Source organism: Bartonella sp. AR 15-3 (assembly GCF_002022445.1).
Classification (GTDB): domain Bacteria; phylum Pseudomonadota; class Alphaproteobacteria; order Rhizobiales; family Rhizobiaceae; genus Bartonella.
Map to the genome: position 1 here is coordinate 895,614 of NZ_MUYE01000001.1, position 25,553 is coordinate 921,166.

The following is a 25,553-nucleotide window of genomic DNA, read 5'->3' on the forward strand; positions in this document are numbered from 1 at the left end:
TGAAAATTGATCGTAAAGGTTTACTTACATGAATATACTAAAAAATAGTGCTCTTGCTTTATTTTGTATCACTTTTTTGAGTGTAAGCATATCCATAAGCATATTTTTTACATCACAAGCTTTTGCACAAACTTCAGTTGTCGTCACAGTTAATGGGAGTGCTATTACAAGTTATGATATTCAAAGGCGCATTGCTTTTCTTAAATTGCAACAGAGACAAGGAAATCTTGCTGTACAAGCTAAAAATGAGCTTATTGATGAAACCCTTAAAAATAATGAAATAAAGCGGCGGAATATTGAGGTTAGCAAAGATGAACTTGAGAGTGCTTTTGAGAATTTCGCAACACAAAATAATATGACTGTTGAGCAGCTCAGTCAAATGCTCACTCAAACTGACGTTACAGTGGAGCACTTTAAAGCATATATTCTTGGACAAATGGGGTGGGGACGTCTTGTTAACGCGCGTTATCAAGCTGAAGGCGGCATTCTTACAGAACAAGAAGCTGTCCATAGAATACTAAAAAATGGCGGTGTCAAACCTTCAACAAACGAATATACACTACAACAAATTATTTTTGTTATTCCTGAACATCGGCGGTCAGCAATTCTAGAAAAACGCATAAAAGAAGCAAATCAGTTCCGCGCAAATTTCCGTGGATGTAATAGCGCTAAACACCAGGTAAAAGGTATTTTAGATATTACTATCCGTCATTTGGGAAAATTTTTGGAACCTCAACTTCCTCGAAACTGGGAAAAAGCTATCCTTGCAACACCAGCCGGAAAAATGACCAATCTTCAAGAAACACAGCGTGGTATTGAAGCAATTGCTGTCTGTCAAATAAAAAGAGTTTCTGATGACCGTGTAGCCAGACTGATATTTTCTATCCAAGATCATCAAAAAAAAGATATTCCGCAACTTCTTGAAGCTATCAGTGAAAAATATTTAAAAGAATTGAGACAAACAGCACGTATTCAAAATTCATAATGACTCCGCTAATCGTTAGCAGTGGCGATCCCGCAGGAATTGGTCCTGAGATTGTTATAAAAACGTGGAATATGCGTAACATACGTCAAATTCCACCTTTTGTTCTCTTAGCCGATCCTGAAATTATTCGTTCGCGCGCTCATTTTTTACAACTTAATATTGATATAAAATCTATTTCTACTCATAATGTTTTAGAAATTTTTCCAATATCTCTTCCTATAATTCCCTTAAAAAATCGACAAAGTGATCAACTAGGATTACCCTCACCGGATAATGCTGCTGGAATAATTGAATCAATTGAACGCAGCGTTCAATTGATTCAAAGTGGTTACGGGTGTGCACTAATTACTTGCCCTATTGCAAAGAAAAGTCTTTACGATTTTGGATTTCACTTTCCAGGCCATACTGAATTTCTTGCTTATCTTGCTCAAAAATTTTCTAATCAACAATATCATCCAGTTATGATGTTAACTGGACCTCAATTAAAAACGGTACCAATTACTATTCATATTCCACTTAATAAAGTGTCTTCATCTCTTACCTGTAATTTAATTATTAAAACTGCATTAATTACTGAAAATGATTTAAAAACTAGATTTGCAATGAATTCACCCCGCTTAGCTATTGCTGGTCTTAATCCTCATGCTGGAGAAAATGGAGCAATAGGAAAAGAAGAGAAAAAAATTATTATTCCTGCTATTGAATATCTTAAAAAAAAAGGACTGAATATTATAGGTCCCCTTTCTCCTGATATAATGTTTCATGAACGTATAAGGAAAGCATATGATGTTGCTCTTTGTATGTACCATGATCAGGCTCTTATCCCTGTTAAAACATTAGACTTTGATACTACTGTTAATGTTACCTTAGGATTACCTTTCATTCGCACCTCTCCAGACCATGGCACTGCTTTTGATATTGCACATAAAGGAATAGCTTCTCCCGAAAGTTTTATTTCTGCTCTTAAACTTGCAGCTCAACTCACAAAAAACAATCCAATCATATGCTAATAGATAATCTTCCTCCTCTCCGTAACGTCATCAATAAATATAAGTTACAAGCAAATAAATCTCTGGGACAGAATTTTATTCTCAATCTTAATTTAACAACTAAGATTGCTCATCAAGCAGGAAATATAGAAGGAAAACCTGTTCTTGAAATTGGTCCTGGTCCTGGTGGTTTGACTCGTGCTTTACTAGCAAAAGGTGCTATTGTAACAGCGATAGAACGTGATGAACGTTGTATGCCAGCTCTTTTAGAAATAAAAGAGCACTATCCACAAAAACTCAAACTTATTTTTAATGATGCACTAAAAGAAGATTTCTCAAAACTTTTTGAAGCATATCCGGAAAAACCGCGAATTATTGCAAATCTGCCATATAATATTGGAACACAACTCTTATTAAATTGGCTTTTAACGAAATCATGGCCTCCTTTTTATGAATCAATGACTTTAATGTTTCAACGTGAAGTTGCAAAGCGTATTACAGCAACTTCTCAATCTCCTTACTACGGTCGTCTTAGCATATTGACTGGTTGGCGTAGCATTGCAAAAATCGCTTTTGATATTCCTCCTCAAGCCTTCATACCAGAGCCAAAAGTGACTTCTTCCGTTGTTCACATTATTCCACGCTCACAACCTCTCGCTTGCTCTACAAAAAAATTAAGCCTCGTAACAAAAATTGCTTTTGGACAAAGACGTAAAATGCTGCGCCAAAGTCTTAAAACTATTGGAGGCAAAACACTTTTAGAAAAAGCTGGCATTGATGGAACACGCCGAGCAGAAACACTTTCTATTTTTGAATTTGTAACTTTAGCTAACCTAATCACTTAAAGAAATAGAACCCTTTTTAATTCAAAGTTTCTCTTAAAATGATAAGCATATTAATCAATTTTTTCAGCGATAAGCTTATCAACGAAAGATTTAAGAAAATGACAACGCTTACGTTTCATTGTTTCTGCTAAATAAATCGATTTAATAAGTAATAATGATTGATTCAAATCTTCGTTGATTACGACATAATCGTAAGAGTGCCATTGCTGAATTTCTGTTCGTGCATTGTTTAATCGCAAATTAATAATGTCTTGGTTATCTTCTGCTCGACGATGTAAACGAGCAACAAGCTCCTTCATTGATGGAGGAAGAATAAAAACAGAAACAGTATCACCTGGCATTTTTTTTTGCAGTTGTTCAGTCCCCTGATAATCAATATCAAATAACATATCCCGACCAGCACTCAATGCATTTTCAACACTTTCACGTAAAGTTCCATAATAATTCCCATGCACTTCTGCCCACTCAATAAATTCCTCTCCAGCACACTTACGTTCAAATTCTTTTTTTGAAATAAAATGATAATGGACACCATCTACTTCACTAGGACGCCTTGCCCGCGTTGTCATACTGATAGAAAGCTCTAGTTGTTGATCTTTTAGAATTAACCGTGAAATTGTTGATTTACCAGCACCTGAAGGAGAAGAAAGAATAAATAGAAAACCGCGACGTTTATTTTTTTTTTGAGCACTCAATTCATGATCAAATAATGTCATAATGTTACTCTTTTCAAAATTTTCTAAATATGAATTCTAAAATTAAGAAGATTTATCGTTTTTCTAATGCACGCCATTTACGAACATTTGCATTATGTTCATCCAAAGTTTTAGAGAAAATATGTCTACCTGAACCGTCAGCTACAAAATAAAGCGCATCACTTTTTGGAAAACTTGCCACCACCTCTAAAGAATCACGACCTGGATTTGCAATAGCTGTTGGTGGCAACCCATTAATTTTATAAGTATTATATGGTGTTTCTCTCTCAAGATCTGACCGATAAATTGGACGACCTACAGGTTTACCTTTTCCACCAAAAATACCATAAATTACTGTTGGATCAGATTGAAGACGCATACGCTTAGCAAGACGATTATAAAATACTGCAGCCACTTGCAGCTTTTCTGCTGCAATCCCTGTTTCTTTTTCAACAATTGATGCTAATATAACAAATTCATCAATAGACTTGATGGGTAAATCTGGTGAACGAGCAGCCCATATCGCATTAACTAATTTTGTTTGTTCTTCACGTAACCTTTTTATAATTTCCGCACGCGTTGTACCGCGAACAAAATGAATAGTATCAGTTACTAAACTGCCCTCTGGGGGGAAAACTTCTGGAAGATCACCAATCAAAATTTCATTAGCTGATAACCGGTCGAATACCTGTTGAACCGTTAAACCTTCAGGCACTGTAAAGCTATATTCAATAGATTTTCCTTTTACAAAAATATTCATAATATCATACATCGAAGCATATGCTGGAATTAAATATTCACCTGCTTTAAGACGTTTTGCGTTTTGGTAATAACCAACCCCATAAATAAAAATATCAGATGACCGAATAAGACCACGTTTTTCAAGCAATGATGCAATTTCACGAATTCCTTTTCCAGAATCAATAAGAATAACTTGTTCTTTCTCAGCTATCCCTTTGCCCTCAAAAATGTTCTTTACAAGATAGAGAGGAATACCGACAACCAAAAGAACAACCACAATAAGCATTAGAAAGAAATTACCAAGAATAATAAACGGATTGCGCAAAATACGCGATCTTTTCCGTTTTTCATGTGACAATCCATTATTATGTAGCGAATAATTTAATGAAAAATCATCTATATCCTGCAATGATGACTTACCTTTTACATTAGACATAACTTACTAACCTTAATCATTCTAGGTATTTTACTAATAATTTCTCATCAAAATCTTATAATTAAAAAACTTATAAAAGCAGCCATAACAAATAAAATTGTTTATGATTAACTAAAGCGCCGCATTACTAAAGATGCGTTTGTTCCACCAAAACCAAATGAATTAGAAAGAATTATATCAATTTTTCTTTCACGTGGTATATGCGGTACAAGATCAATTTTTGTTTTAACAGACGGATTGTCAAGATTGAGTGTTGCCGGAGCTATATTATCTCGTATAGCTAAAATACAAAAAATAGCCTCAGCTGCACCAGCTGCTCCAAGTAGATGCCCAATAGATGATTTCGTTGATGACATTGATACCTTCAACGCATGATGACCTAAAACACGCTCAACAGCAGCCAGTTCTATGACATCAGCCATCGTTGATGTACCATGAGCATTAATATAATCAATATCGCACACATTCACTTGCGCACGCTTAAGAGCCAATATCATACTACGTTGCGCACCTTCACCATTCTCCGAAGGAGCTGTAATATGATAAGCATCACCAGACAAACCATAACCAATCACTTCTGCATAAATACGAGCACCCCGCTTTTTTGCATGTTCAAGCTCTTCCAAAACAACAACAGCAGCTCCCTCACCCATAACAAAACCATCACGATCTGCATCATAAGGACGTGATGCACGCTCAGGTTCATCATTATACCCAGTAGAAAGAGCTTTACAAGCAGCAAAACCAGCAAGAGATATACGATTAACTGGGGATTCAGCTCCCCCTGCTACCATTACATCCGCATCACCCAATGCAATTAAACGAGTTGCATCACCAATTGCATGAGCACCAGTCGAACAAGCTGTTACGACCGAATGATTAGGACCACGCAGGCCATACTTAATAGCAACATAACCAGAAGCAAGATTAATCAAACGCCCTGGAATAAAAAAAGGAGAAATTCGCCGTGGACCTTTATCACGAAGTGTATAACCAGCCTCAACGATGCCCTCAACGCCACCAATACCAGAACCAATCATAACACCTGTTTGTATCTGATCTTCATCACTTTTTGGAAACCATTGAGCATCTGCAAGTGCTTGATCAGCAGCAGCTACTGCATAAGTAATAAATGCATCAACCTTACGCTGTTCCTTAGGTTCCATATGTAAATCAGCATTATATGTACCATTTGTTCCATCCCCTAAAGGAATACGGCCAGCAATTTGACATGGTAAATCGGTAACATCAAACTCAGTGATGCGCCGAACACCACTTTTTCTTTCAAGAAGCCGCTTCCAACTCCATTCAACATCACCAGCCAGTGGAGATACTAATCCCAAACCAGTAACAACAACACGTCTCATATTTTTAACCTTGAACACCTACCGCTAGAAGCTATATTGCCACAATATGACCTAACTAGGAAATAAGGCAAAAGCATAAAATACTTTTGCCTTTTAAGTAAAATTATACAGAAGCTTTATCAATAAACTTCACTGCATCACCAACTGTGAAGATTGTCTCAGCAGCATCATCCGGAATTTCTATACCGAACTCTTCTTCAAAAGCCATAACAAGCTCAACTGTATCAAGGCTATCTGCTCCTAGATCATCAATAAAGCTTGCATTTTCTACTACTTTATCTGCGTCAACTCCAAGATGCTCCACGATAATCTTTCTAACGCGCTCTTCTGTATCACTCATATTGTATCCTCGAATTTATATTGTTTTCCTATACTTGGTTAGCGATATAAGTTCATATAATCAAGTAATAGATGCATTGCTCCAAAACTTTAGCGATAAATACACAATATTCCATGGCTATCGCCTCTCAAATGCACTAAATTTATATCCTGATGGACAATTATCATACTTAAAAAACAAACTTATTGTTCTATTTTTTGCATCGTTATCTAAAATAATAATGGCTGTAAATCAATGTAGAATAAAGCAAATACTCAAATCATTGCCATACCACCGTTGACATGTATTGTTTGTCCAGTCACATATCCTGCCTCATCACTCGCTAAATAAACAGCCGCAGAAGCTATTTCTTGCCCCGTTCCTATACGCTTCATCGGGATCGTAGATATAATTTTTTCTTTCTGCTTTTCATTCAATTGATTGGTCATCGCAGATTTAATAAATCCTGGAGCAATACAATTAACCGTTATATTTCGTGATGCAACTTCTTGTGCTAATGACTTGGAAAAACCTATTAAACCAGCTTTCGCAGCACAATAATTTGTTTGTCCAGGATTACCAACAACACCAACAATAGAAGTTATATTAATAATACGTCCATAACGCCGACGCATCATGTTATATATTAGTTCACGCGTTAAAGTAAAGGCAGCTGTCAAGTTAACTGTCAGCACATCATCCCAGTGCTGGTCTTGCATACGTACAAAAAGGCCATCTCGAGTAATCGCGGCATTATTAACAAGAATATCAACCCCATTCATCTCTTTTTCTACTGTCTCAGCCAATTGTCTAATAGCACCACGATCAGAAAGATTAGCAGGAAAAATAAAAACGTCTTTACCAAGATCTAAAGCAACTTCTTTGAGCCTTTCTTCACGCGTCCCATGTAGCCCAATCATCACTCCCTGTGCATGTAAAGCACGTGCAATTGCTTCACCAATATCTCCTGATGCTCCTGTGACAAGAGCTTTGCGACCTGTTAATTTAAACATCTTTTAGACTCCCTAAGATTAAATACCTAGAATTTGTAATGCTTTTTCAATTTCCTCAACCGTCCCAATTGTTAAAGCATTGATATCTTTATTAACACGGCGTGTTAAGCCCGTTAATACTTTTCTAAAACCAACTTCAAAAAGAACATCAACCCCATTAGCTCCAAACCACTCGATTGTTTCACGCCATCGCACTCGCCCAGTCACCTGTTGAACAAGAAGCATAAGAATACGCTCTGGATCACTTTCTGGTGTAACAGAAACATTTGCAATAAGCGGAACAACAGGTGCTTTTATCTTAACAGCTCTAAGAGCATCTTTCATCGCATCAGCGGCAGGAGCCATCAAAACTGAATGGAACGGTGCCGATACCGAAAGAAGCAATGCACGTTTAGCTCCTTTTTGTGGAGCAATCTTGATCGCCAACTGGACAGCTTTTGCTTCACCTGAAATAACAATCTGTCCACCGCCATTATCATTAGCAATCTGACACACTCCCTCTCCTAAAACGAGCTTGCAAATTTCTTCAACAGTTCGCTCATCCAAACCAATAATTGCCGCCATTGCACCTTCACCAACCGCAACAGCTGTTTGCATAGCATTTCCCCGAATCCGTAAAAGCTTTGCTGTATCAGCTAAACTAAATGTACCAGCAGCACAAAGTGCCGAATATTCTCCTAGAGAATGGCCTGCGACAAATTTCACCTTTTTTGCTATATTAAATCCCAACTTTTCCATTACACGAATAATCGCTATAGACACAACCATCAATGCTGGCTGTGCATTCGCTGTTAACGTCAAAGCCTCTTCTGGTCCTTCAAAAATAATTCGTGATAATTTCTCACCTAAAGTATCATCAACTTCTTCAAAAACCATACGCGCTTCAACAAATTGCTCTGCAAGTACTTTTCCCATACCAACAACTTGGCTCCCCTGTCCTGGGAAAGTGAATGCTGCTACCATCATCATCTCCAAAATTAAATTTTAGATTTATCTTCTTTTCAAGCAATTCAATAAACATAAATTACAACAAATCAACTTATTTAGAATTGAATACCTATATGAAAATTATATTTCAAAGGTGGAAGTTGATATAGAAATTTAGGAAAATATGACGCAACAAACCGAATAATAAACCAACTCACGAGGCTTCCTAAAACCATACCAGCTAAAACATCAAAAGGATAATGTACACCTGCAAAAACACGCCCCCAACAAATTAATAACAAAAATATCAATGCAAACTTAGAGATAATTTTGTATCTATATAAATAAAGATTAACAAAATAAGACACAATAACTAATGCATGATTACTTGGAAAAGAAGCTGTTTCCCCATGTTTAATAAGAGGTCGCGTAAGACCTACAACAAATGGACGCGGACGATAATAAATAAGAGAAATAATATAACCTATAACAAGAGCAACACAAATACTAACACCAATACTTAAAGCAACACGCCTCTCCATATATCCACCACAAAACCATAATACACAAAGATGTATAGGAATAATATAAACTAAAAACTTTGCACAAATAATACCAAACCAAATCAAGACTAACCTCGTTTGATAATTACCAGCAAGCATTTCGAAAAGAGCTATATCAGTCTGGTGTAAAAAATTCATTCTTATCTCACTTATTATATCTTATATCATTATCTTCTACTCCACTCCATCATATCACTGTTTGGTAAAGAAAACGGTGATATAATGGAGTAGAGTGAAACGTGAAATATATAAAAATATCCCGAGATTTAATAAATCATATTTTTTGTAAACACAAACTTGCTATTTTAAAAGATAAGCTGTAAGTATCCAGTGTTCATTACCGGTATTTGGCTGGGGGTTGAACGGAGGGCTGGGAAACAACCAGTGGGAATATAATATTCCGGCCTCCTGTATCTCCGCTCTCGAGTGTCTCGAATTGCAAACGCGTCCTTTCTTCTTTGGGTCTTCCAATAAAGACAAGTCGCAGAGGCTTTGCGCCAAACCTAGTAGAATTTAATTGAAGAAAGGCAAAATAATGGCTCTTTATGAACACATATTCCTTGTCCGACAAGATATTGCACCACAGCAAATTGATGAGCTTTTAGAAACTTATAAAGGTGTTATCGAAGCGCATGGTGGAAAAGTTGGGCGTATAGAGAATTGGGGGCTTCGTTCTCTTGCTTACCGAATCCGCAAAAATCGTAAAGCTTATTACGTATTGATAAATATTGATGCTCCAGCTCAAGCAATTGCTGAACTTGAACGTCAAATGCGTATTAATGAGGATATTTTACGTTATATGACTATCCACGTAAAAAAACACGAGAAAGAACAATCGACAACACTTTCACGATTCAACCGTGATAGCCTTCCTGCTCAAAATGAAGAGAAAGCTCAAAATCTACGCCGTCAACACGAAAATCCAATAGAAGGAATAGCATGATGACTGACATTCACCAAACTCCGACACGTCGTCCTTTTCATCACCGTCGTAAAACATGTCCATTTTCAAGTACAAATGCCCCTAAAATTGATTATAAAGATATCAAGCTGTTACAGCGTTATATCTCAGAACGTGGGAAAATCATTCCTTCGCGCATCACGGCTGTTAGTCAGAAAAAACAACGTGAGTTGGCCACTGCTATTAAGCGCGCTCGTTTCCTTGGCTTACTTCCGTACGTTGTCAAATGAATTTTTAATTTATTGTGTAGCCAGAATCTCTTCTGGCTACTTATTCTTTTTGTTTAATGCTTTAAAAAGAACATTTTAATTATAATATATCCAAAAAAGTTGGGGTATTATATACCTCTAACTGCAAAAAGCAGGACAGCGATCAATGGAAGACTCCTATTCTTATAAAACAATAATTGGTGTTTTAGCAGGGCTGTTTACTGCTATTATAGGAATGGCAATCATAAGCGTTTCAAATATCATTCCTTATTGTTCTCTTCTTTTAGGTTGTTTTATTTCGCTTCCTATCTTCGCCACAGCATTCAGATATGGTACATTACCTAGTCTTGTCGCTTTAATTAGCGCTACCTTTGTTCTCTCCGTGACCAATAATATTTATATTGGTTTGAGTTTTATGTTACTGTTTTTTCTTCCTGCTGTTTATGCTTCTTGGCTTCTTGGGCTTGCGCAATCAACAAAGGAAGAAAATTCATTGATATGGTATCCGTTATCATCAATCATTTTTCTTTTAACAAATTTTATTGCTTGTATATCAACTTTTATTGGAGTTTATGTTCAAAATCATCCAACTTCTCCTATTATTGCAAAAAAAATTACCGAAAATATAGTACAAACTATGCGACAATCGCAGTCTATAAAAGAAACTGATATTCTTTCTTTTAGTGAGCTCTTAACAACACATACAGCAACTCTTACAGCAGTAATATTGGCTGTTTACAGTTTATTGTTTTTTATTGCTAATCTTTACTTTTCAATGATGATAGCACATCATATAGATTGGCTAAAAAGACCTCGTGATGATTGGAAACAAAATTTCCGCCTTCCAATTCGGGGTCTCATCATTTTCATTGCTGCTTTTATAGCCGCAACGATTGAAATTGGTTTCATTTTTAATTTGAGCGCAAATGTTTTTATTACCGCTTATACACTTGTCATATCAATTAGTGGTCTAGCATATCTCCATAATATTACAAAAGAGATAAGTGGCCGAATGATAATATTATCCATTGTTTACATTGCTATTTTAACTGTTATTTTTACTGTACCTATTTCTTTTATGCTGCTGCTTATGGGTATTTGGGCAACCATTCAATATAATAGCCAATCACGCAAATCTTACTAATTGACTTAATTCGAAAGGAAAAAACTATGGATATCATTTTGCTTGAACGCATCACTCATCTTGGTCAGATTGGCGATATTGTTTCCGTTAAAAATGGCTATGCACGCAATTTTCTATTACCTCAAGGGAAAGCTTTACGTGCCAACGAAGCCAACAAAAGACACTTTGAAACACAACGCGCACAGCTTGAAACACGTAATCTTGAACGCAAAAACGAAGCTAAAAAAATTGCTGAAAAACTTGAGGGACAATCATTTATTATTATCCGTTCATCTGGTGAAACAGGACAGCTTTACGGTTCCGTATCAACACGTAATATTGCTGATATTATAACAGAAAACGGTTTTTCTATTGGACGTAATCAAATTGAACTTAATCACCCAATTAAAACCATCGGTCTTCACACAATTTCGCTTAACTTACACCCCGAGATTCAGGTTTCTGTAACAATTAATATTGCACGTTCAGCTAATGAAGCACAGCGTCAAGCAGAAGGTGAAAATCTGACTTCTATTGAAGCAATATATTATGGTGCTCAAGAGCAACCATTAGCAAAAGAAACTGATGACCGTGAAGAAAATAATCTTAGTGAAGAAAGTCAAAGTTAATGAATATCTTGTGCCTATTTGACTGTTTTTTTTCTTTTCTCCCATTAAAATTGATATATCATGATAATATTCAGCCAAAAGGCTGAATATTATTAACAGAAAGATTGTTATGGAAGAAACTGGCATCTCTAATCTCATTCCTCAGCAAAAACAAGAATCCACTTTTTTTCGGCAGATGCCACATAATATTGAAGCTGAACAAGCATTGCTTGGTGCTATTCTTATTAATAACGATGCACTTGATCGCGTGTCAGATTTTTTAAAATCAGAACATTTTTTCCAACAATTACATCAAAAACTCTTTGAAATTTTATCGCAAATTATCAAAAAAGGAAAATTAGCAACCCCTGTTACTATCAAACCTTTTATTCCAGCTGAAGAAAAAATCGGAGATATTACTGTATTTAATTATGTTATTCGTTTGGCTAAAGAAGCAGTAACAATTATTAATGCTGAAGATTATGGACGAGTAATTTACGACCTTTTTATCCGGCGTTCTTTAATTAATCTTGGAAATGAAGTTGTCAATACCGCATTTGATGCCCCTTTAGAATTAACACCTATTCAGCAAATTGAAAGAATTGAACATGATTTATTTCAGCTGGCAGAAAAGGGAAAATATGGTGGTGGATTTGAGAGTTTTGATGAAGCTATTAAAAAAGCTATTGATATGGCAGGAATAGCAAAAAAGCGATCTTCACGATTATCAGGTATCGCTACTCACCTAAAAAAACTTGATGAACAAATAGGAGGCTTACAACCTTCTGATTTAATTATCATTGCTGGACGTCCTGGTATGGGAAAAACCTCTCTCGCGACCAATATTGCCTTCAATATTGCCAACACTTATAACTGTGATGCAAAAAAAGACTCATCGCCAGAAAATGAGGGAGGAATTGTCGGATTCTTTTCGCTTGAAATGTCATCAGAACAACTTGCAACACGTATTATTTCTGAGCAAACAGAGATTTCTTCTTCTAACATTCGTCGAGGCAATATTTCAGAAGAGCAATTCGCAAAATTATTACGCATAATGAATCGTCTCCAAAAAGTCCCACTTTATATCGACCAAACTGGAGGCATATCTATTACTCAATTAGCTGCACGTGCACGTCGTCTTAAGCGACAACATGGTTTAGATGTTTTGATTATTGACTACATACAGCTAATGACAAGCAATTCAAGACGCTCATCTGAAAGCCGTGTTCAAGAAATTACAGAAATCACCACGGGATTAAAAGCTTTAGCTAAAGAACTTAACGTTCCCATTATTGCTCTTTCACAGCTTTCACGCCAAGTCGAAAATCGGACAGATAAACGTCCACAACTATCAGACTTACGTGAATCTGGTTCAATTGAGCAAGATGCTGATGTTGTTATCTTTGTATATCGTGAAGAGTATTATCTTAAAAATGAGGAACCTAAGATAGGAGGCCCAGAACATTTAAAATGGCAAGAATCAATGGATGAAGTTTTTGGGAAAGCTGATATTATCGTAGCAAAGCAACGTCATGGACCAACAGGTACAGTCAAACTCTCTTTCCAAGCTGATTTCACACGTTTCAGTGATCTGGCAGATAGTAATTATCTTCCAGAACGATATGATTAAACTATTATGGTACGTAATCGTCTTCAATTTATTTGCCAAAATTGTGGAGCCATCCATTCGCGCTGGACTGGAAAATGTCACTCCTGCGGAGACTGGAATTCTCTTACCGAAGAGAGTATAAATAGTGGTGTAGGTAGCGGCCCTCCTAAAAATATTTGTAAAGGTCATATAGTTACACTTACATCTCTTTCTGGAGATATAGAAAATATTCCGCGTATCCACTCTGGCATTGCCGAACTCGATCGTGTTACCGGTGGTGGATTTGTCCGTGGATCAGCATTACTTATTGCCGGCGATCCGGGCATAGGAAAATCAACATTGCTAACACAAACAGCAGCAGCCTTATCGCAAAAGAAATATAATGTCATCTATGTCTCAGGTGAAGAAGCTATTACACAAATTCGCTTACGTGCACAAAGACTGAATGCAACAAATACAGCGGTTCAACTCGCTGCTGAAACCAATGTTGAAGATATTCTCGCAACTTTAAACACACATAAAAAACTTGATATGGTTATAGTTGATTCTATTCAAACCTTGTGGTCGAATCTAGCAGATTCAGCACCTGGAACCGTAACACAAGTCCGTATCAGTGCTCAAGCGATGATCCATTTTGCAAAAAAAACAGGAGTTTCTGTTGTTCTTGTTGGTCACGTCACAAAAGATGGACAAATTGCTGGACCTCGTGTTGTTGAACATATGGTTGATGGTGTTTTTTATTTTGAAGGTGAAGGTGGACACTATTATCGAATTTTAAGAACTATGAAAAACCGGTTTGGCCCAACGGACGAAATTGGTGTCTTTGCAATGTCAGACAAAGGATTACAGGAAATTTCTAATCCATCTGAATTATTCTTAGGTGAACGTAATGAAAAAGCACCAGGAGCTGCCGTTTTTGCAGGAATGGAAGGTACACGCCCTATATTAGTAGAAATTCAAGCTCTTGTTGCTCCCTCTTCACTTGGTATACCACGACGTGCTGTCGTGGGATGGAATGGGAATCGTCTTGCAATGATTCTAGCCGTATTAGAAGCTCATTGTGGTATCCGCTTTGGACAACATGATGTCTACCTTAATGTTGCAGGTGGTTACCGAATATCAGAACCTGCAGCTGATTTAGCAGTTGCAGCGGCTTTGGTGTCTTCTCTTACAAACATCCCTCTTCCGACTCACTATGTGTATTTTGGTGAAGTCAGTCTCTCAGGAGCAATCCGCTCCGTTGCACATTCAGGACAACGCATTAAAGAAGCAAAAAAGCTAGGCTTTAAAGGAGCTTTTCAACCTACAGCAACAACCGAAACAATAAAATCACAAAGTTTTCAACAACACACATTCTCTGATCTTCCCGAATTGATTGCGGCCATTACTTCAGATAAAAACGATCTGTACCAGAGAAAAATAATCAAAGAGAAAATTCTACAAAATGATAAAGATTCTTGATATAAAAATAGAAAGTCGACATAACCAAAAATCAAAAATGTATTTTCATACTAATTACAATGAAATGCAACGCATATATAAGGAATCAAAAAATGAGTGTAACAATTCTAGACGGTATTGTCGTAGGAGTCATCCTATTCTCTTCTTTTCTAGCTATGCTTCGCGGTTTCTCACGTGAAGTATTATCACTCATTTCCTGGATAATTGCAGCAGTTTCAACGTTTTATTCATTTAAACTTGTATTACCCTTCACTGAGCAATATCTCTCTAATAAAATGATAGCATTAGTTATCACTTTTTTCATGATTTTTATTATTGTTCTTATCATTGCCTCTATAATCACTATGAAAATTGCCGATTTTATTATTGATAGTCGTATTGGTGCACTCGACCGTACCATTGGATTTATTTTCGGAGCATTCCGTGGCTTATTGATTACTGTTATCAGCGTGCTGCTTATCAATGCTCTTATTAAACCTGAACAACAATCCGACTGGCTAAAAAATGCACAAACAAAACCTATGTTAGATTCACTGAGTAAAAAAATGGTACAAATGATGCCAAAAGATCTCGATTATACCTTTGAAATAATAGAAAAATTCTTTAAAAAAGATGACACAACAGATAATTAAACTACAAATATTATTAAACCAATTAACGATGCTATTATTCGCAAAATAAGAAATAGTTTTTTAAAGAATGAGTTTTAAATAATATGGAGTGTATGATGTTAGCTATCCTTTACGTCATAAGTGAAAGAATATGATGACAGAAATCAAAGCCTCTTGTCAGGAATTTTCATTAGATGACGATACACTTCATGAAGAATGTGGGGTATTTGGTATCCTTGGACATGAAGAGGCAGCGACAGTGACGGCTCTTGGATTGCACGCGTTACAGCATCGTGGTCAAGAAGCTGCAGGAATTGTTTCTTATCATAACAAGATATTTCACCAAGAAAAACACTTAGGTCTTGTAGGTGATCACTATACAGATTCTGCAACATTAGCTCGTCTACCAGGAGATCGCGCTATTGGACATACCCGTTATTCAACAACAGGTGAAGTAGCATTACGCAATGTACAACCTCTTTTCGCAGAATTAAATGCTGGAGGTATTGCTATTGCTCATAACGGTAATCTAACAAATGGCCTTACATTACGCCGTGAGTTAATTGCCTCTGGTGCTATCTGCCAATCAACATCAGATTCTGAAGTCTTTCTCCACCTTATTGCCCGCTCACGCCATGAATCATCATCTGACCGCTTTGTTGATGCTATTCGACAAGTAGAAGGTGGATATGCTATGTTAGCATTAACACGTACTAAACTCATTGCAGCACGTGATCCAACAGGCATTAGACCGCTTATTATGGGTAAACTTGATGGTAAACCAATCTTTTGTTCAGAAACCTGTGCTCTTGATATTATCGGAGCAAAATATATTCGTGATGTTAAAAATGGTGAAATCATCATATGTGAAATACAAAAAGACGGTCAAATTACTACAGAAATTATTAAACCAGAAATAGAGAAACCAGAAAGGCTTTGTCTTTTTGAATATGTCTATTTTGCTCGTCCTGATTCAATCGTCGGAGGACGAAGTGTCTATGTAGTCCGGAAAAATATGGGTATACATTTAGCACGAGAAGCGCCTTGTGATGCTGATGTTGTGGTTCCTGTTCCTGATGGAGGTACACCTGCAGCAATTGGTTACGCGCAAGAAATTGGAATTCCTTTTGAGCTAGGTATTATTCGTAATCATTATGTCGGTCGTACTTTTATTGAACCAACTCAACAAATTCGTGCTTTCGGTGTTAAATTAAAACATTCTGCAAACCGTTCTATTATTGAAGGAAAGCGTGTTATTTTAATCGATGACTCAATTGTACGCGGAACAACATCTGTAAAAATTGTAAGAATGCTTCGCAATGCAGGAGCAAAAGAAGTTCATATGCGTGTTTCCAGCCCAATGATTTTATATCCTGATTTTTACGGTATCGATACACCTGCAATTGAGAATCTTTTAGCTAATCAATATCCAGACCTGCAATCCATGTGCAATTTTATTGGTGCTGATTCATTAGACTTTCTTTCAACTGATGGTCTATATCTTGCGGTTATAGGAGAAAAACGAAATAACTCTCACCCACAATTTACTGATCATTATTTTACTGGCCATTACCCTACACATCTTACTGATCGAAAAAGTACTCCAATAATTCATAAATTGTCTGTTCTAAAAACAAGAAATTAATAATGATAAAATCTGATTTTGATCTTACTGGATGTGTTGCTCTTGTCACAGGCGCCTCTAAAGGAATTGGTTATCATTTAGCATTAGAGCTAGCAACACGTGGCGCTCATATTATTGCACTTGCACGAACAATAAGTGGTTTAAAAACGCTTAATAACGAAATTAGAAAAAAAGGTGCTTCTGCAACGCTAATACCACTCGATTTGCATAATATGGAAGCTATTGATGCATTAAATACATCAATTGAGAAACGTTGGAAGAAACTTGATATTTTAGTTGCAAACGCTGCAATCTTAGGGGTTCTTTCACCAATAACTCATATCGAAAATGCAATGTTTGAAGATATATTGCAAATAAATCTTACTAGTCAATGGCGTTTAATGAAAGCGATCGAACCTTTATTGCTCAAATCTGATGCTGGACGTGCTATTCTTCTTTCATCAAGTGTTGCTCATTGCGCACGCGCTTTCTGGGGACCTTATGCAGCTTCTAAAGCCGCCTTAGAACTTCTTGCTCGTTGCTGGGCAGAAGAACTCAAACAAACACCTATTAAAGTTAATTGTGTCAACCCAGGTGCTACACGCACTGCAATGCGCGTACAAGCTCTACCTGGTGAAGATCCTCAAACCTTACCTTCTCCACAAGAAGTCGCAGCAGAGATAGTCTATCTCTCATCACCTCACTTACAAGAAACAGGCAGGCTTTTTGATGTTCGTAAAAAACGATTTATGAACTATCACACTCCTGATTAACTGCAATCTGTATATACTACAAAACTAATTGTAGCCTTTCTAGAGTAGATACTCTAACTTTTTTAAGCGAGTTATAGAACTCTCGGATTATTAATTAGTTATCTATAATGTTTTTCATTTTTTCTTCCAAAACAGCTCGTTTACTATAAATCCAAGCACTGTAAGGAAGAAAAGCCATATAACTGAGAACCGTTATTAATAAAGTATACCACATATAAGTAGCCAAAAAACCAACATAAATAACAATGGCTAGCATACATGGTACTACAATATCTCGCCTCAAATTATTACCTATTGTTTTTCCACTCCATACTGGTAAACGGCTTACCAAAAGAAAGGCAATAATCACAGTATAAAAACTAAAGAATAAAGCCCATCCCCAATCGGGAACTAAACCTATTCCCCTAAATAAACAGGTAATAAAAGCATTAATGCACCTGCTGGTGCAGGAACACCAATAAAGTAATTTCTCTGCCACTCCGGTATATCAGAATCATCTAGCATCACATTAAAACGAGCTAACCGCAAACAACACGCAACACAGTAAACAAGCGCAGCTACCCAACCCACCTGATGAGCCTGAGACAATATAAAAGAATAAATAACAAGAGCAGGAGTAACACCAAAATTAATAACGTCAGCAAGCGAATCCATCTGTGCTCCAAAAGATGAAGTACCATCCATCAAACGAGCAACACGGCCATCAGCTCCATCTAAAATTGCTGCCAAAAGTATTACTAAAATAGCTGTTTCATAGCGATTCTCAAAAGCCAAACGAATACCATTCATTCCCGCACAAATTGCTAAAACAGTAATAATATTAGGAATAATACATCGCATCGGTATAGGTGAACGCCGCCGATGAGCAACATCATCACTTTTTCTTTCAGATTCAAATGAAGAAAATGGTGAAGAATTTTTCATGTCTCATCCTAATCAAGCCTAAAGTCGTTTACAGCAACGTCATCACCAAAAGAGCCTAAAACTGTTTCTCCAGCAATTGCTATCTGACCAACTGCAACACGCAATTTTACGTTAGCTGGCATATAAACATCAAGACGAGAACCAAAACGTATTAACCCAAAACGTTGTCCAGAAATAATTGAGTCATCTTGTTTCTGCCAACAAACAATCCGACGAGCAATCAATCCTGCTATCTGTACAACACCAATTTTTCCATGTTCACCATTAATAACCATTCCATTACATTCATTAAATTGACTAGCTTTATCAAATTCAGCATTAGAAAATTTACCCGGACGATAAAAGATAGACTCTATCGTGCCACTCATAGGTACACGATTGATATGACATGCAAAAATATTCATAAATACAGAAACACGTACCATTTCTTGATCACCTAATCCCAACTCTGCAGGTGGAATACATGGCTCAACAAAAGAAATACGACCATCAGCAGGAGAAAGAACCCAATTCGAATTCATAGGGATCACTCGTTCTGGATCGCGAAAAAAATATATACACCACATTGTTAGAACAAGACCACACCAAAACAATGGACTCCAGATTAAGCCTAAAATGAGTGAAATGATAAAAAGTACTATAATAAATGGATAGCCTTCTTTGTGAATTGGGACGAATCCATTTTGGATAGATTGTACAATAGTCATATAGTTTCCTATTCATAGATGATTAATAACTAATAAATTCTTTTCCCCCACTTATATATTTAATCAATCACTATACAAAAATCAGCTACCATTTTATGTAATTTATTTACCACGATTAACAACACCTAGTTCATCCTCTTCACGCATTTTTCGTAATTTCTCTTCAGCTTGTGAAGCCTCAAGCTGCTTATTCCACATTGATGCATATAAACCTTTTTTGCATAAAAGAGCAGTATGTGTACCTTTTTCAATAATACGACCATTTTTGAGCACCAATATCTCATCTGCGCCAACCACAGTCGAAAGACGATGGGCAATAATCAATGTTGTACGCCCGCTGCTTACAATATTCAATGCTTGCTGAATTTCCTGCTCTGTCGTTGTATCAAGAGCTGCAGTTGCTTCATCTAGAATAAGAAGCGGTGGCGCTTTTAAAAGTGTTCGTGCAATAGCTAAGCGCTGTTTTTCGCCCCCAGATAATTTAAGACCACGTTCACCAACTAGAGATTGAAATCCCTCTGGAAGCATCTCGATAAATTTCGATATCTGAGCCATTTTAGCAGCTTTGCGCATCTCTGCATCTGTAGCATTTGGGCGCCCATAACAAATATTATATGCAATTGTATCATTAAATAAAACTGTATCTTGTGGCACCACGCCAATCACTTCACGTAAACTTCTCTGAGTGACATCACGGATATCCTGCCCATCTATGGTTATTGATCCCTCATTAACATCATAAAATCGAAAAAGTAATCGAGAAATAGTTGATTTACCAGCGCCTGAAGGCCCTACAATTGCAACAGTTTTTCCTCCAGGTACTTCAAAATCAATATCTTTAAGAATTGGACGAGCTGAATCATAGGAAAATTTCACTCGATTAAACCGGATAGTACCATGAGTCACCACAAGCGATTTAGCACTTGGCTTATCAATAATTTCTTGCGGAACATCCAAAAGATCAAACATCGCTTCAATATCCGTTAACCCCTGCCGAACTTCACGATAAATTGATCCAATAAAGTTCAATGGAATGGATAGCTGCATTAAAAGCGCATTGATAAAGACGAAATCCCCCAAAGTCTGCGTCGTGTAAGCGACTTCGTAAGCTGACATTAACATAAGAATCGTCATTCCAATACCAAAAATAAGGGCTTGACCAAAATTAAGCCAGCTTAAAGAAGTCCAAATCTTCACCGCAGTTTTTTCATAACCAGCCATAGAAGCATCAAATCGACGTGCTTCTAGAGTTTCATTGCAAAAATATTTAACTGTTTCAAAATTTAACAAAGAATCAACTGCACGTGTATTTGCTTCTGTATCCGCCGTATTCATCTCTTTCCGGACATTAATGCGCCAATCACTTGCCTTAATCGTAAACCAGGTATACAAACCAACTGTTATCATAACGACAAGAAAATAATACCATCCATAACTTATATAAAAAATAAATGCTGTTAGAATAAATTCTAAAATAGTTGGTATTGTATTAAGAATCGAGAATCGAACAACGGCCTCAATCCCCTTTGTGCCACGCTCAATAATACGAGAAAGGCCACCAGTTTTCCGTTCCAAATGGAAACGTAAAGACAATTCATGAAGATGAACAAAGGTCTTATATGCTAATTGGCGAATAGCGTGCTGACCAACGGTCGCAAAAAGAGAATCGCGTAGCTGGTTAAATCCAGCCTGAGCAATACGCGCAACGTTATAAGCTAAAACTAATATGATAAGCACCGCCCAAGTCGATGAAGGCCACACAGGTGGCCTAAAACTCATATCAAGTGCATTCGTCGCATACTTAAAGAAATATGGGATAGACATGAGAATCAGCTTTGCTAAAATAAGGTAAAATACCGCCCACACAACGCGCATTTTTAGATCAGATCGATCTGATGGCCACATATAAGGCCATAAATTATAAAGTGTGCGTAGGGTCTGACCTGAAGTCGCTGACACAGTTTTTATGATTCTATTCTGTTTCATAAAATCTTTACTTCTTTATTACCCATTTAATACGCACAAGCACAGCTCCTCTATTGCTCTTTCATAGAATATATAATACCTTTTATTTACCTCTAGTAAACTACACAATACAAATCATTTCAAATTAAACCGTCCTTGGAAAAGGAACAAGAAATAATCCACTATAGAACTTATTGTTTTTATCTATATTCTCATACCACTCTGCAACAAATAAATCTTCAACTTTTACACCTTTCTCTTTTAACTTTGTCTTAAGCCATTTCTTTGTTTTACCAATCTCTTTAAGATTTTCTTCAAGGATTTCACCATTTGTTACTAAAATAACAGACCTCTTACCTTCTTCTTTTTTAACAACAGAAAAATCACCATTTGTCTCTAATCGAACAAAGTCTGCTTCATGTAAACTACACCCTTTAATACTTAAAATCGTAGCCAAATCATTCACACAGATCCCTAAACGCTTAATCTCATCGAGCTGAAAGACACCATCTACAACAAGTTTGGCATTTCCTCCCGCAATAAGTCGGTGAAAAAATACTGAATATCGTGCCAAAAAATTAAAAGATGTAATTAAAATTTGCCAAATAAATAAAACAAGCAACAACTGGATACTACTAATATTTGAATTATAAATAACTCCTCCAATAATGCCTCCCAGAACAAAATTGCTCACCAAATCAATTGGTGTCATTTGACTGAGACTGCCACGACCTGTTGTTCTTAAAATAAACAAAAAAGCGATAAGACCCACAAATAGCTTCAGTGCGATATATCCATAACCATATAATTCCATAAAAATCTCTCCTCATATTTACGAGAGCTACTCGAATACAGGAATTAGAATTGTTTCGTCTCCCACGTGGTTATACGCTCACCAGTCTGCGGATCTTTACTGTCTTTTAAGAAGATCCCCCCTGCTGCAAGCTCATCACGAATTTTATCTGCAGCTGCCCACTCCTTATTATGGATAAGACAAAGCCTTTCAGCAATACGCTGATCAATAAATTGTAAATCAAAATGCATCTTACTAATGAAGAGTGGACATTCTTTTTCCTTAATAAACTCCTGTCGCAATAACCCCAAAAAATCCATACCCCGTGCAAGAGCTACAACATTGTGTTTTTTATAAAATTTTCTTAAAATAGTAATTGTATTCCAAGTATTAAGATCATTACTTAATGTTTTAATTAAAGAAGAATCAACAGATTGTTTATCATCCAAACACCATTTTTCACTACGAAGCAATTCATACCAGTGATATAACTCATTACTGGACTGTACTAAGCGCTGCATTGTCCAATTTAAAGGCTCTCGATAATGCGTTTGTAACATCGAAAAACGTATAGATAAACCAGCCCAGATCCGTTTTATTTCGTCTGATAAAATACCTGCAAACTCGAAAAAATCATTCTCTAAGAGTGAACGAATAGTGACGAAATTCCCAAGACTTTTAGACATTTTTTTGCCTTCAACTTGCAAAAAACCATTATGCATCCAAAAATTAGCCATTCGTTCTGTCCCAAAAGCTGAACAACTTTGCGCAATTTCATTTTCATGATGAGGAAAAATCAAATCAATACCACCACCATGAATATCAAAAATATTTGCAGTTGGATCTTCACAAACAAAACCACCACCATAAGGAGATAATAACTTCGCCATCGACATTGCTGAACACTCAATATGCCAACCAGGACGACCTAAAACAGGAATTCCTGCTGGTGATGTCCAGCCTGGTTCTCCTTGAGCGGAAGGTTTCCACAAAACAAAATCCATTTCTCCCTTTTTATAAGAAGCCACTTCTATGCGTGCTCCCGCTCTCATTTCGTCAAGCGACCGTTTTGCAAACATACCATAACGAGGGTTATCTCCCATACTGCCAACAGAAAATAATATATGATTGTCTGCTATATAAGCGTAGCCCTTTTCAAGAAGCCTTTCAATCAAAAACCGTATTTCCTCCAAATGATCCGTTGCACGCGGTTGACTAGTCGGTGGCAAACAACCAAGTGCCAATGTATCTTGCTGAAATTGATAAGATGTATGCTCTGTTAATTGATGAATAGCATCATTAAGTTCTAGATTGGGATACTGAAAAGCTGCTTTTGCATTAATTTTATCATCCACATCAGTGATATTACGAGCATATATAACATGGTTCTCGCCATAAACATGACGTAATAAACGAAATAAAACATCAAAAACAATAACAGGACGAGCATTACCGATATGGGCGTAATCGTAAACTGTTGGACCGCAAACATAAAGGCGTACTTTAGTAGCATCGATCGGTATAAAATCCTCTTTTTTCCGTGTCAGCGTATTATAAAACCGCAACTCTCCCATCATTACACTCCATTCGTGATACTTCTTAGCCATTCCTTTAAAAATTATTTATATCATCGCACTAATAGCACTGTTTGAAAAGAAATATTGTTCTGTTGCATCTACTGCTAACATCAATTTTTTTATATATAACAAAAAAATAGTCATAAATGCTCATTAGCAAACACACTAACTGTGCAGACACTCAAAAAATTAAAACAAATCAAACTGTTCATTGTTTTGAATATCTAAAAATGGGCTATTTGGTTTGGTAAAAGATATAGCCTCAAAATAACTGATAACATATAAGTTGTCTTATTAACTTTATTTGAAATATGGTAAAACTCAAAATCATCATATACTGAGCTTATCATAAGGGCCATAACATCATTTCCCTTGAAAGAGAACAATCAAACCACCGTACAATAAATGTAATAAAAATAAAAACTACACATACATTTTTTATAAAATTCAAAGTTATTTTCTTTTGTGCTTCAATTCAATAAAGAGATATCTATTTTATGCTAAAAACAATAATCCGTTTTTATTAATGAAGCAAAGTCATTTTATTCGTTATGAGCAAATATTAACTGCCTTTATCTGTTAGAAATAATTTCCATCAAGATAGAATTATGAATAAGAAATACTATGTAATTTTATGGAGAGAAGAACATTGATTGCATAAAAGACAAATATTTTAAAATACTCAATTTTAATATTTTCATATTTATTTTCTTATGTCTATCATGCTCTAAATACTTATTAGACATCTATAACGAATAAGAATGAGTGAGCTATTTTTTGACTCTATTTATCAGATATAGTCCGTAATAAAACTCCTCTATTCATTATTGAAATTCATAGAAATACTATTAAAAAAGAGCAATAAAAATAATGAATAATATATTGATAAATATAATTTTTTTAATTTTTTTTTTAATTCCAACACCAACCTTTACGCAACAATCTCCACCCTATTATATCAAACTTGCACGATTAGCAGAAATTTTAGGATCTCTGCATTATCTACGTAACCTTTGTAGCTATCCAACAAATCAATGGTATGACCATATGGTTGCATTGATTGAAGCAGAAAAACCGACTCCCCAAATACGTGCTCATCTATATGAAACGTTTAATGCAGCTTACAGTTCTTTTTCAAAAAATTATCATCGTTGTACAGATTCAGCAATCGAAGCAGATCAAAGATATGTAAAAGAAGGCAACGCTTTATCTACAAGCTTACTTAAGCATTTCAATAATGAAAACTAGAAAAATCGATAGATCCCTTATTTAACTGACATAAGCAATCCCAAAAAATAAATTAACCTATAGAAAATACAAGAGATTTTATTTCTGATAAACATGATTTTATGCTATTTATCGACTTTACCCAGCAATTTTATTGCTAGGAAATGCATTCTATCTAGAATCCTTAGGACCATAAGGATATACCTATCATAAAATAATAATATCTTATGATTTTCTGAAATAAGCCAAATTTTAAATTTTCAAATCTCGCCAACTTGTCAAATGAAGTATGAGATAATTACTTCTAAAATACACTATTAGCTGCAGAAGAAATTTAAGTAAACTATTCTTGCGGATCACCATCTTTACAACAAGAAAGTAATACTCTAATAATTATTACTTCTAGCAAAGTAATTAAAAAAACGATCCTACTATCCCCATACATCCTTTTCTAGCGAGTATGCGTATTACTCCGCAGTCGATTTGTTTTATAGACACGAT

24 protein-coding genes and 1 pseudogene are annotated in these 25,553 nt (G+C 36.1%); 13 read left to right on the forward strand and 12 right to left on the reverse strand.

Translation table 11 applies throughout. The annotated features are described in order from the left end of the window. Window positions 1-28: 28 nt before the first annotated feature. Genes BAR153v2_RS03970 through rsmA form a run of 3 tightly spaced genes read left to right on the forward strand, consistent with a single transcriptional unit; the run spans window position 29 to window position 2,819 of the window. Window positions 29-985 (forward strand): peptidylprolyl isomerase, encoded by a 957-nt coding sequence (locus BAR153v2_RS03970; protein WP_078680410.1) that lies wholly within the window; start codon window positions 29-31, stop codon window positions 983-985. Continuing rightward, the gene (gene pdxA / locus BAR153v2_RS03975; RefSeq protein WP_078680411.1) at window positions 985-1,995 is read left to right on the forward strand and encodes a 4-hydroxythreonine-4-phosphate dehydrogenase PdxA; all 1,011 of its coding nucleotides are present in this window, start codon (window positions 985-987) and stop codon (window positions 1,993-1,995) included. Before BAR153v2_RS03970 ends, pdxA begins: the two co-directional genes overlap by 1 nt. Continuing rightward, window positions 1,989-2,819, forward strand: coding sequence for a 16S rRNA (adenine(1518)-N(6)/adenine(1519)-N(6))-dimethyltransferase RsmA (gene rsmA, locus BAR153v2_RS03980; RefSeq protein WP_078680412.1), 831 nt, complete (start codon window positions 1,989-1,991; stop codon window positions 2,817-2,819). Before pdxA ends, rsmA begins: the two co-directional genes overlap by 7 nt. Window positions 2,820-2,869: 50 nt before the next feature. Here the strand turns inward: rsmA and gmk are convergent, their stop codons facing one another. The 7 genes from gmk to BAR153v2_RS04015 form a co-directional block, all read right to left on the reverse strand. Further along, window positions 2,870-3,535 carry a guanylate kinase gene (gmk, locus tag BAR153v2_RS03985; protein WP_198934318.1) on the reverse strand — a complete coding sequence of 222 codons (666 nt, stop codon included), beginning with the start codon at window positions 3,533-3,535 and terminating at the stop codon, window positions 2,870-2,872. 52 nt (window positions 3,536-3,587) lie between these two features. Beyond that, the gene (gene mltG / locus BAR153v2_RS03990) at window positions 3,588-4,691 is read right to left on the reverse strand and encodes an endolytic transglycosylase MltG (RefSeq protein ID WP_078680414.1); all 1,104 of its coding nucleotides are present in this window, start codon (window positions 4,689-4,691) and stop codon (window positions 3,588-3,590) included. Between the two features lie 107 nt (window positions 4,692-4,798). Next, the gene (gene fabF / locus BAR153v2_RS03995; protein WP_078680415.1) at window positions 4,799-6,058 is read right to left on the reverse strand and encodes a beta-ketoacyl-ACP synthase II; all 1,260 of its coding nucleotides are present in this window, start codon (window positions 6,056-6,058) and stop codon (window positions 4,799-4,801) included. A gap of 103 nt (window positions 6,059-6,161) precedes the next feature. Then, window positions 6,162-6,398 (reverse strand): acyl carrier protein, encoded by a 237-nt coding sequence (locus BAR153v2_RS04000; RefSeq protein WP_013544895.1) that lies wholly within the window; start codon window positions 6,396-6,398, stop codon window positions 6,162-6,164. 254 nt (window positions 6,399-6,652) lie between these two features. After that, window positions 6,653-7,390, reverse strand: coding sequence for a 3-oxoacyl-[acyl-carrier-protein] reductase (gene fabG / locus BAR153v2_RS04005; protein ID WP_078680416.1), 738 nt, complete (start codon window positions 7,388-7,390; stop codon window positions 6,653-6,655). 18 nt (window positions 7,391-7,408) lie between these two features. Beyond that, window positions 7,409-8,353, reverse strand: coding sequence for an ACP S-malonyltransferase (fabD, locus tag BAR153v2_RS04010; RefSeq protein WP_078680417.1), 945 nt, complete (start codon window positions 8,351-8,353; stop codon window positions 7,409-7,411). Window positions 8,354-8,433: 80 nt separating this feature from the next. Beyond that, entirely contained in the window at window positions 8,434-9,018 is a 585-nt protein-coding gene (locus tag BAR153v2_RS04015) for an undecaprenyl-diphosphatase (RefSeq protein ID WP_078680418.1), read from the reverse strand. A gap of 397 nt (window positions 9,019-9,415) precedes the next feature. Between BAR153v2_RS04015 and rpsF the strand changes: the two genes are divergently transcribed. The 9 genes from rpsF (at window position 9,416) to BAR153v2_RS04065 (ending at window position 17,859) form a co-directional block, all read left to right on the forward strand. Further along, window positions 9,416-9,823, forward strand: a complete 408-nt coding sequence (rpsF, locus tag BAR153v2_RS04025) for a 30S ribosomal protein S6 (RefSeq protein WP_078680419.1) — start codon at window positions 9,416-9,418, stop codon at window positions 9,821-9,823. Beyond that, entirely contained in the window at window positions 9,823-10,071 is a 249-nt protein-coding gene (rpsR, locus tag BAR153v2_RS04030) for a 30S ribosomal protein S18 (protein WP_078680420.1), read from the forward strand. The genes rpsF and rpsR overlap by 1 nt, the downstream gene beginning before the upstream one ends. Window positions 10,072-10,216: 145 nt before the next feature. After that, complete coding sequence (locus BAR153v2_RS04035) at window positions 10,217-11,194, forward strand: hypothetical protein (RefSeq protein ID WP_078680421.1); 978 nt, start codon at window positions 10,217-10,219, stop codon at window positions 11,192-11,194. Window positions 11,195-11,220: 26 nt separating this feature from the next. Then, window positions 11,221-11,802, forward strand: coding sequence for a 50S ribosomal protein L9 (rplI, locus tag BAR153v2_RS04040; RefSeq protein WP_078680422.1), 582 nt, complete (start codon window positions 11,221-11,223; stop codon window positions 11,800-11,802). Window positions 11,803-11,911: 109 nt separating this feature from the next. Continuing rightward, the gene (locus BAR153v2_RS04045; protein ID WP_078680423.1) at window positions 11,912-13,411 is read left to right on the forward strand and encodes a replicative DNA helicase; all 1,500 of its coding nucleotides are present in this window, start codon (window positions 11,912-11,914) and stop codon (window positions 13,409-13,411) included. A 6-nt stretch (window positions 13,412-13,417) separates the two neighbouring features. Continuing rightward, entirely contained in the window at window positions 13,418-14,851 is a 1,434-nt protein-coding gene (gene radA, locus BAR153v2_RS04050) for a DNA repair protein RadA (RefSeq protein ID WP_244548629.1), read from the forward strand. 92 nt (window positions 14,852-14,943) lie between these two features. Then, window positions 14,944-15,483, forward strand: coding sequence for a CvpA family protein (locus BAR153v2_RS04055; RefSeq protein WP_078680424.1), 540 nt, complete (start codon window positions 14,944-14,946; stop codon window positions 15,481-15,483). Between the two features lie 130 nt (window positions 15,484-15,613). Then, the gene (gene purF, locus BAR153v2_RS04060; protein ID WP_143245209.1) at window positions 15,614-17,107 is read left to right on the forward strand and encodes an amidophosphoribosyltransferase; all 1,494 of its coding nucleotides are present in this window, start codon (window positions 15,614-15,616) and stop codon (window positions 17,105-17,107) included. Between the two features lie 2 nt (window positions 17,108-17,109). Then, on the forward strand, window positions 17,110-17,859 hold the full coding sequence (locus tag BAR153v2_RS04065; protein ID WP_078680426.1) for an SDR family NAD(P)-dependent oxidoreductase: 750 nt from the start codon (window positions 17,110-17,112) through the stop codon (window positions 17,857-17,859). A 94-nt stretch (window positions 17,860-17,953) separates the two neighbouring features. Here the strand turns inward: BAR153v2_RS04065 and pssA are convergent. The 5 genes and pseudogenes from pssA to cysS all read right to left on the reverse strand — a co-directional run bounded on the left by pssA (window position 17,954) and on the right by cysS (window position 23,822). Further along, a pseudogene (gene pssA, locus BAR153v2_RS04070) lies at window positions 17,954-18,783 on the reverse strand (CDP-diacylglycerol--serine O-phosphatidyltransferase). A gap of 8 nt (window positions 18,784-18,791) precedes the next feature. Next, window positions 18,792-19,490 (reverse strand): phosphatidylserine decarboxylase, encoded by a 699-nt coding sequence (locus BAR153v2_RS04075; protein ID WP_078680427.1) that lies wholly within the window; start codon window positions 19,488-19,490, stop codon window positions 18,792-18,794. Window positions 19,491-19,592: 102 nt separating this feature from the next. Further along, entirely contained in the window at window positions 19,593-21,476 is a 1,884-nt protein-coding gene (locus BAR153v2_RS04080) for an ABC transporter ATP-binding protein/permease (protein WP_078680428.1), read from the reverse strand. A 124-nt stretch (window positions 21,477-21,600) separates the two neighbouring features. Continuing rightward, window positions 21,601-22,269, reverse strand: a complete 669-nt coding sequence (locus tag BAR153v2_RS04085; protein ID WP_078680429.1) for a DUF421 domain-containing protein — start codon at window positions 22,267-22,269, stop codon at window positions 21,601-21,603. A 44-nt stretch (window positions 22,270-22,313) separates the two neighbouring features. Beyond that, a complete protein-coding gene (cysS, locus tag BAR153v2_RS04090) occupies window positions 22,314-23,822 on the reverse strand; it encodes a cysteine--tRNA ligase (protein WP_078680430.1) in 1,509 nt (502 codons plus the stop codon). Between the two features lie 873 nt (window positions 23,823-24,695). Here cysS and BAR153v2_RS04095 point away from each other — a divergent pair. Next, complete coding sequence (locus BAR153v2_RS04095) at window positions 24,696-25,073, forward strand: TIGR02301 family protein (protein WP_078680431.1); 378 nt, start codon at window positions 24,696-24,698, stop codon at window positions 25,071-25,073. Window positions 25,074-25,553 lie beyond the last annotated feature (480 nt).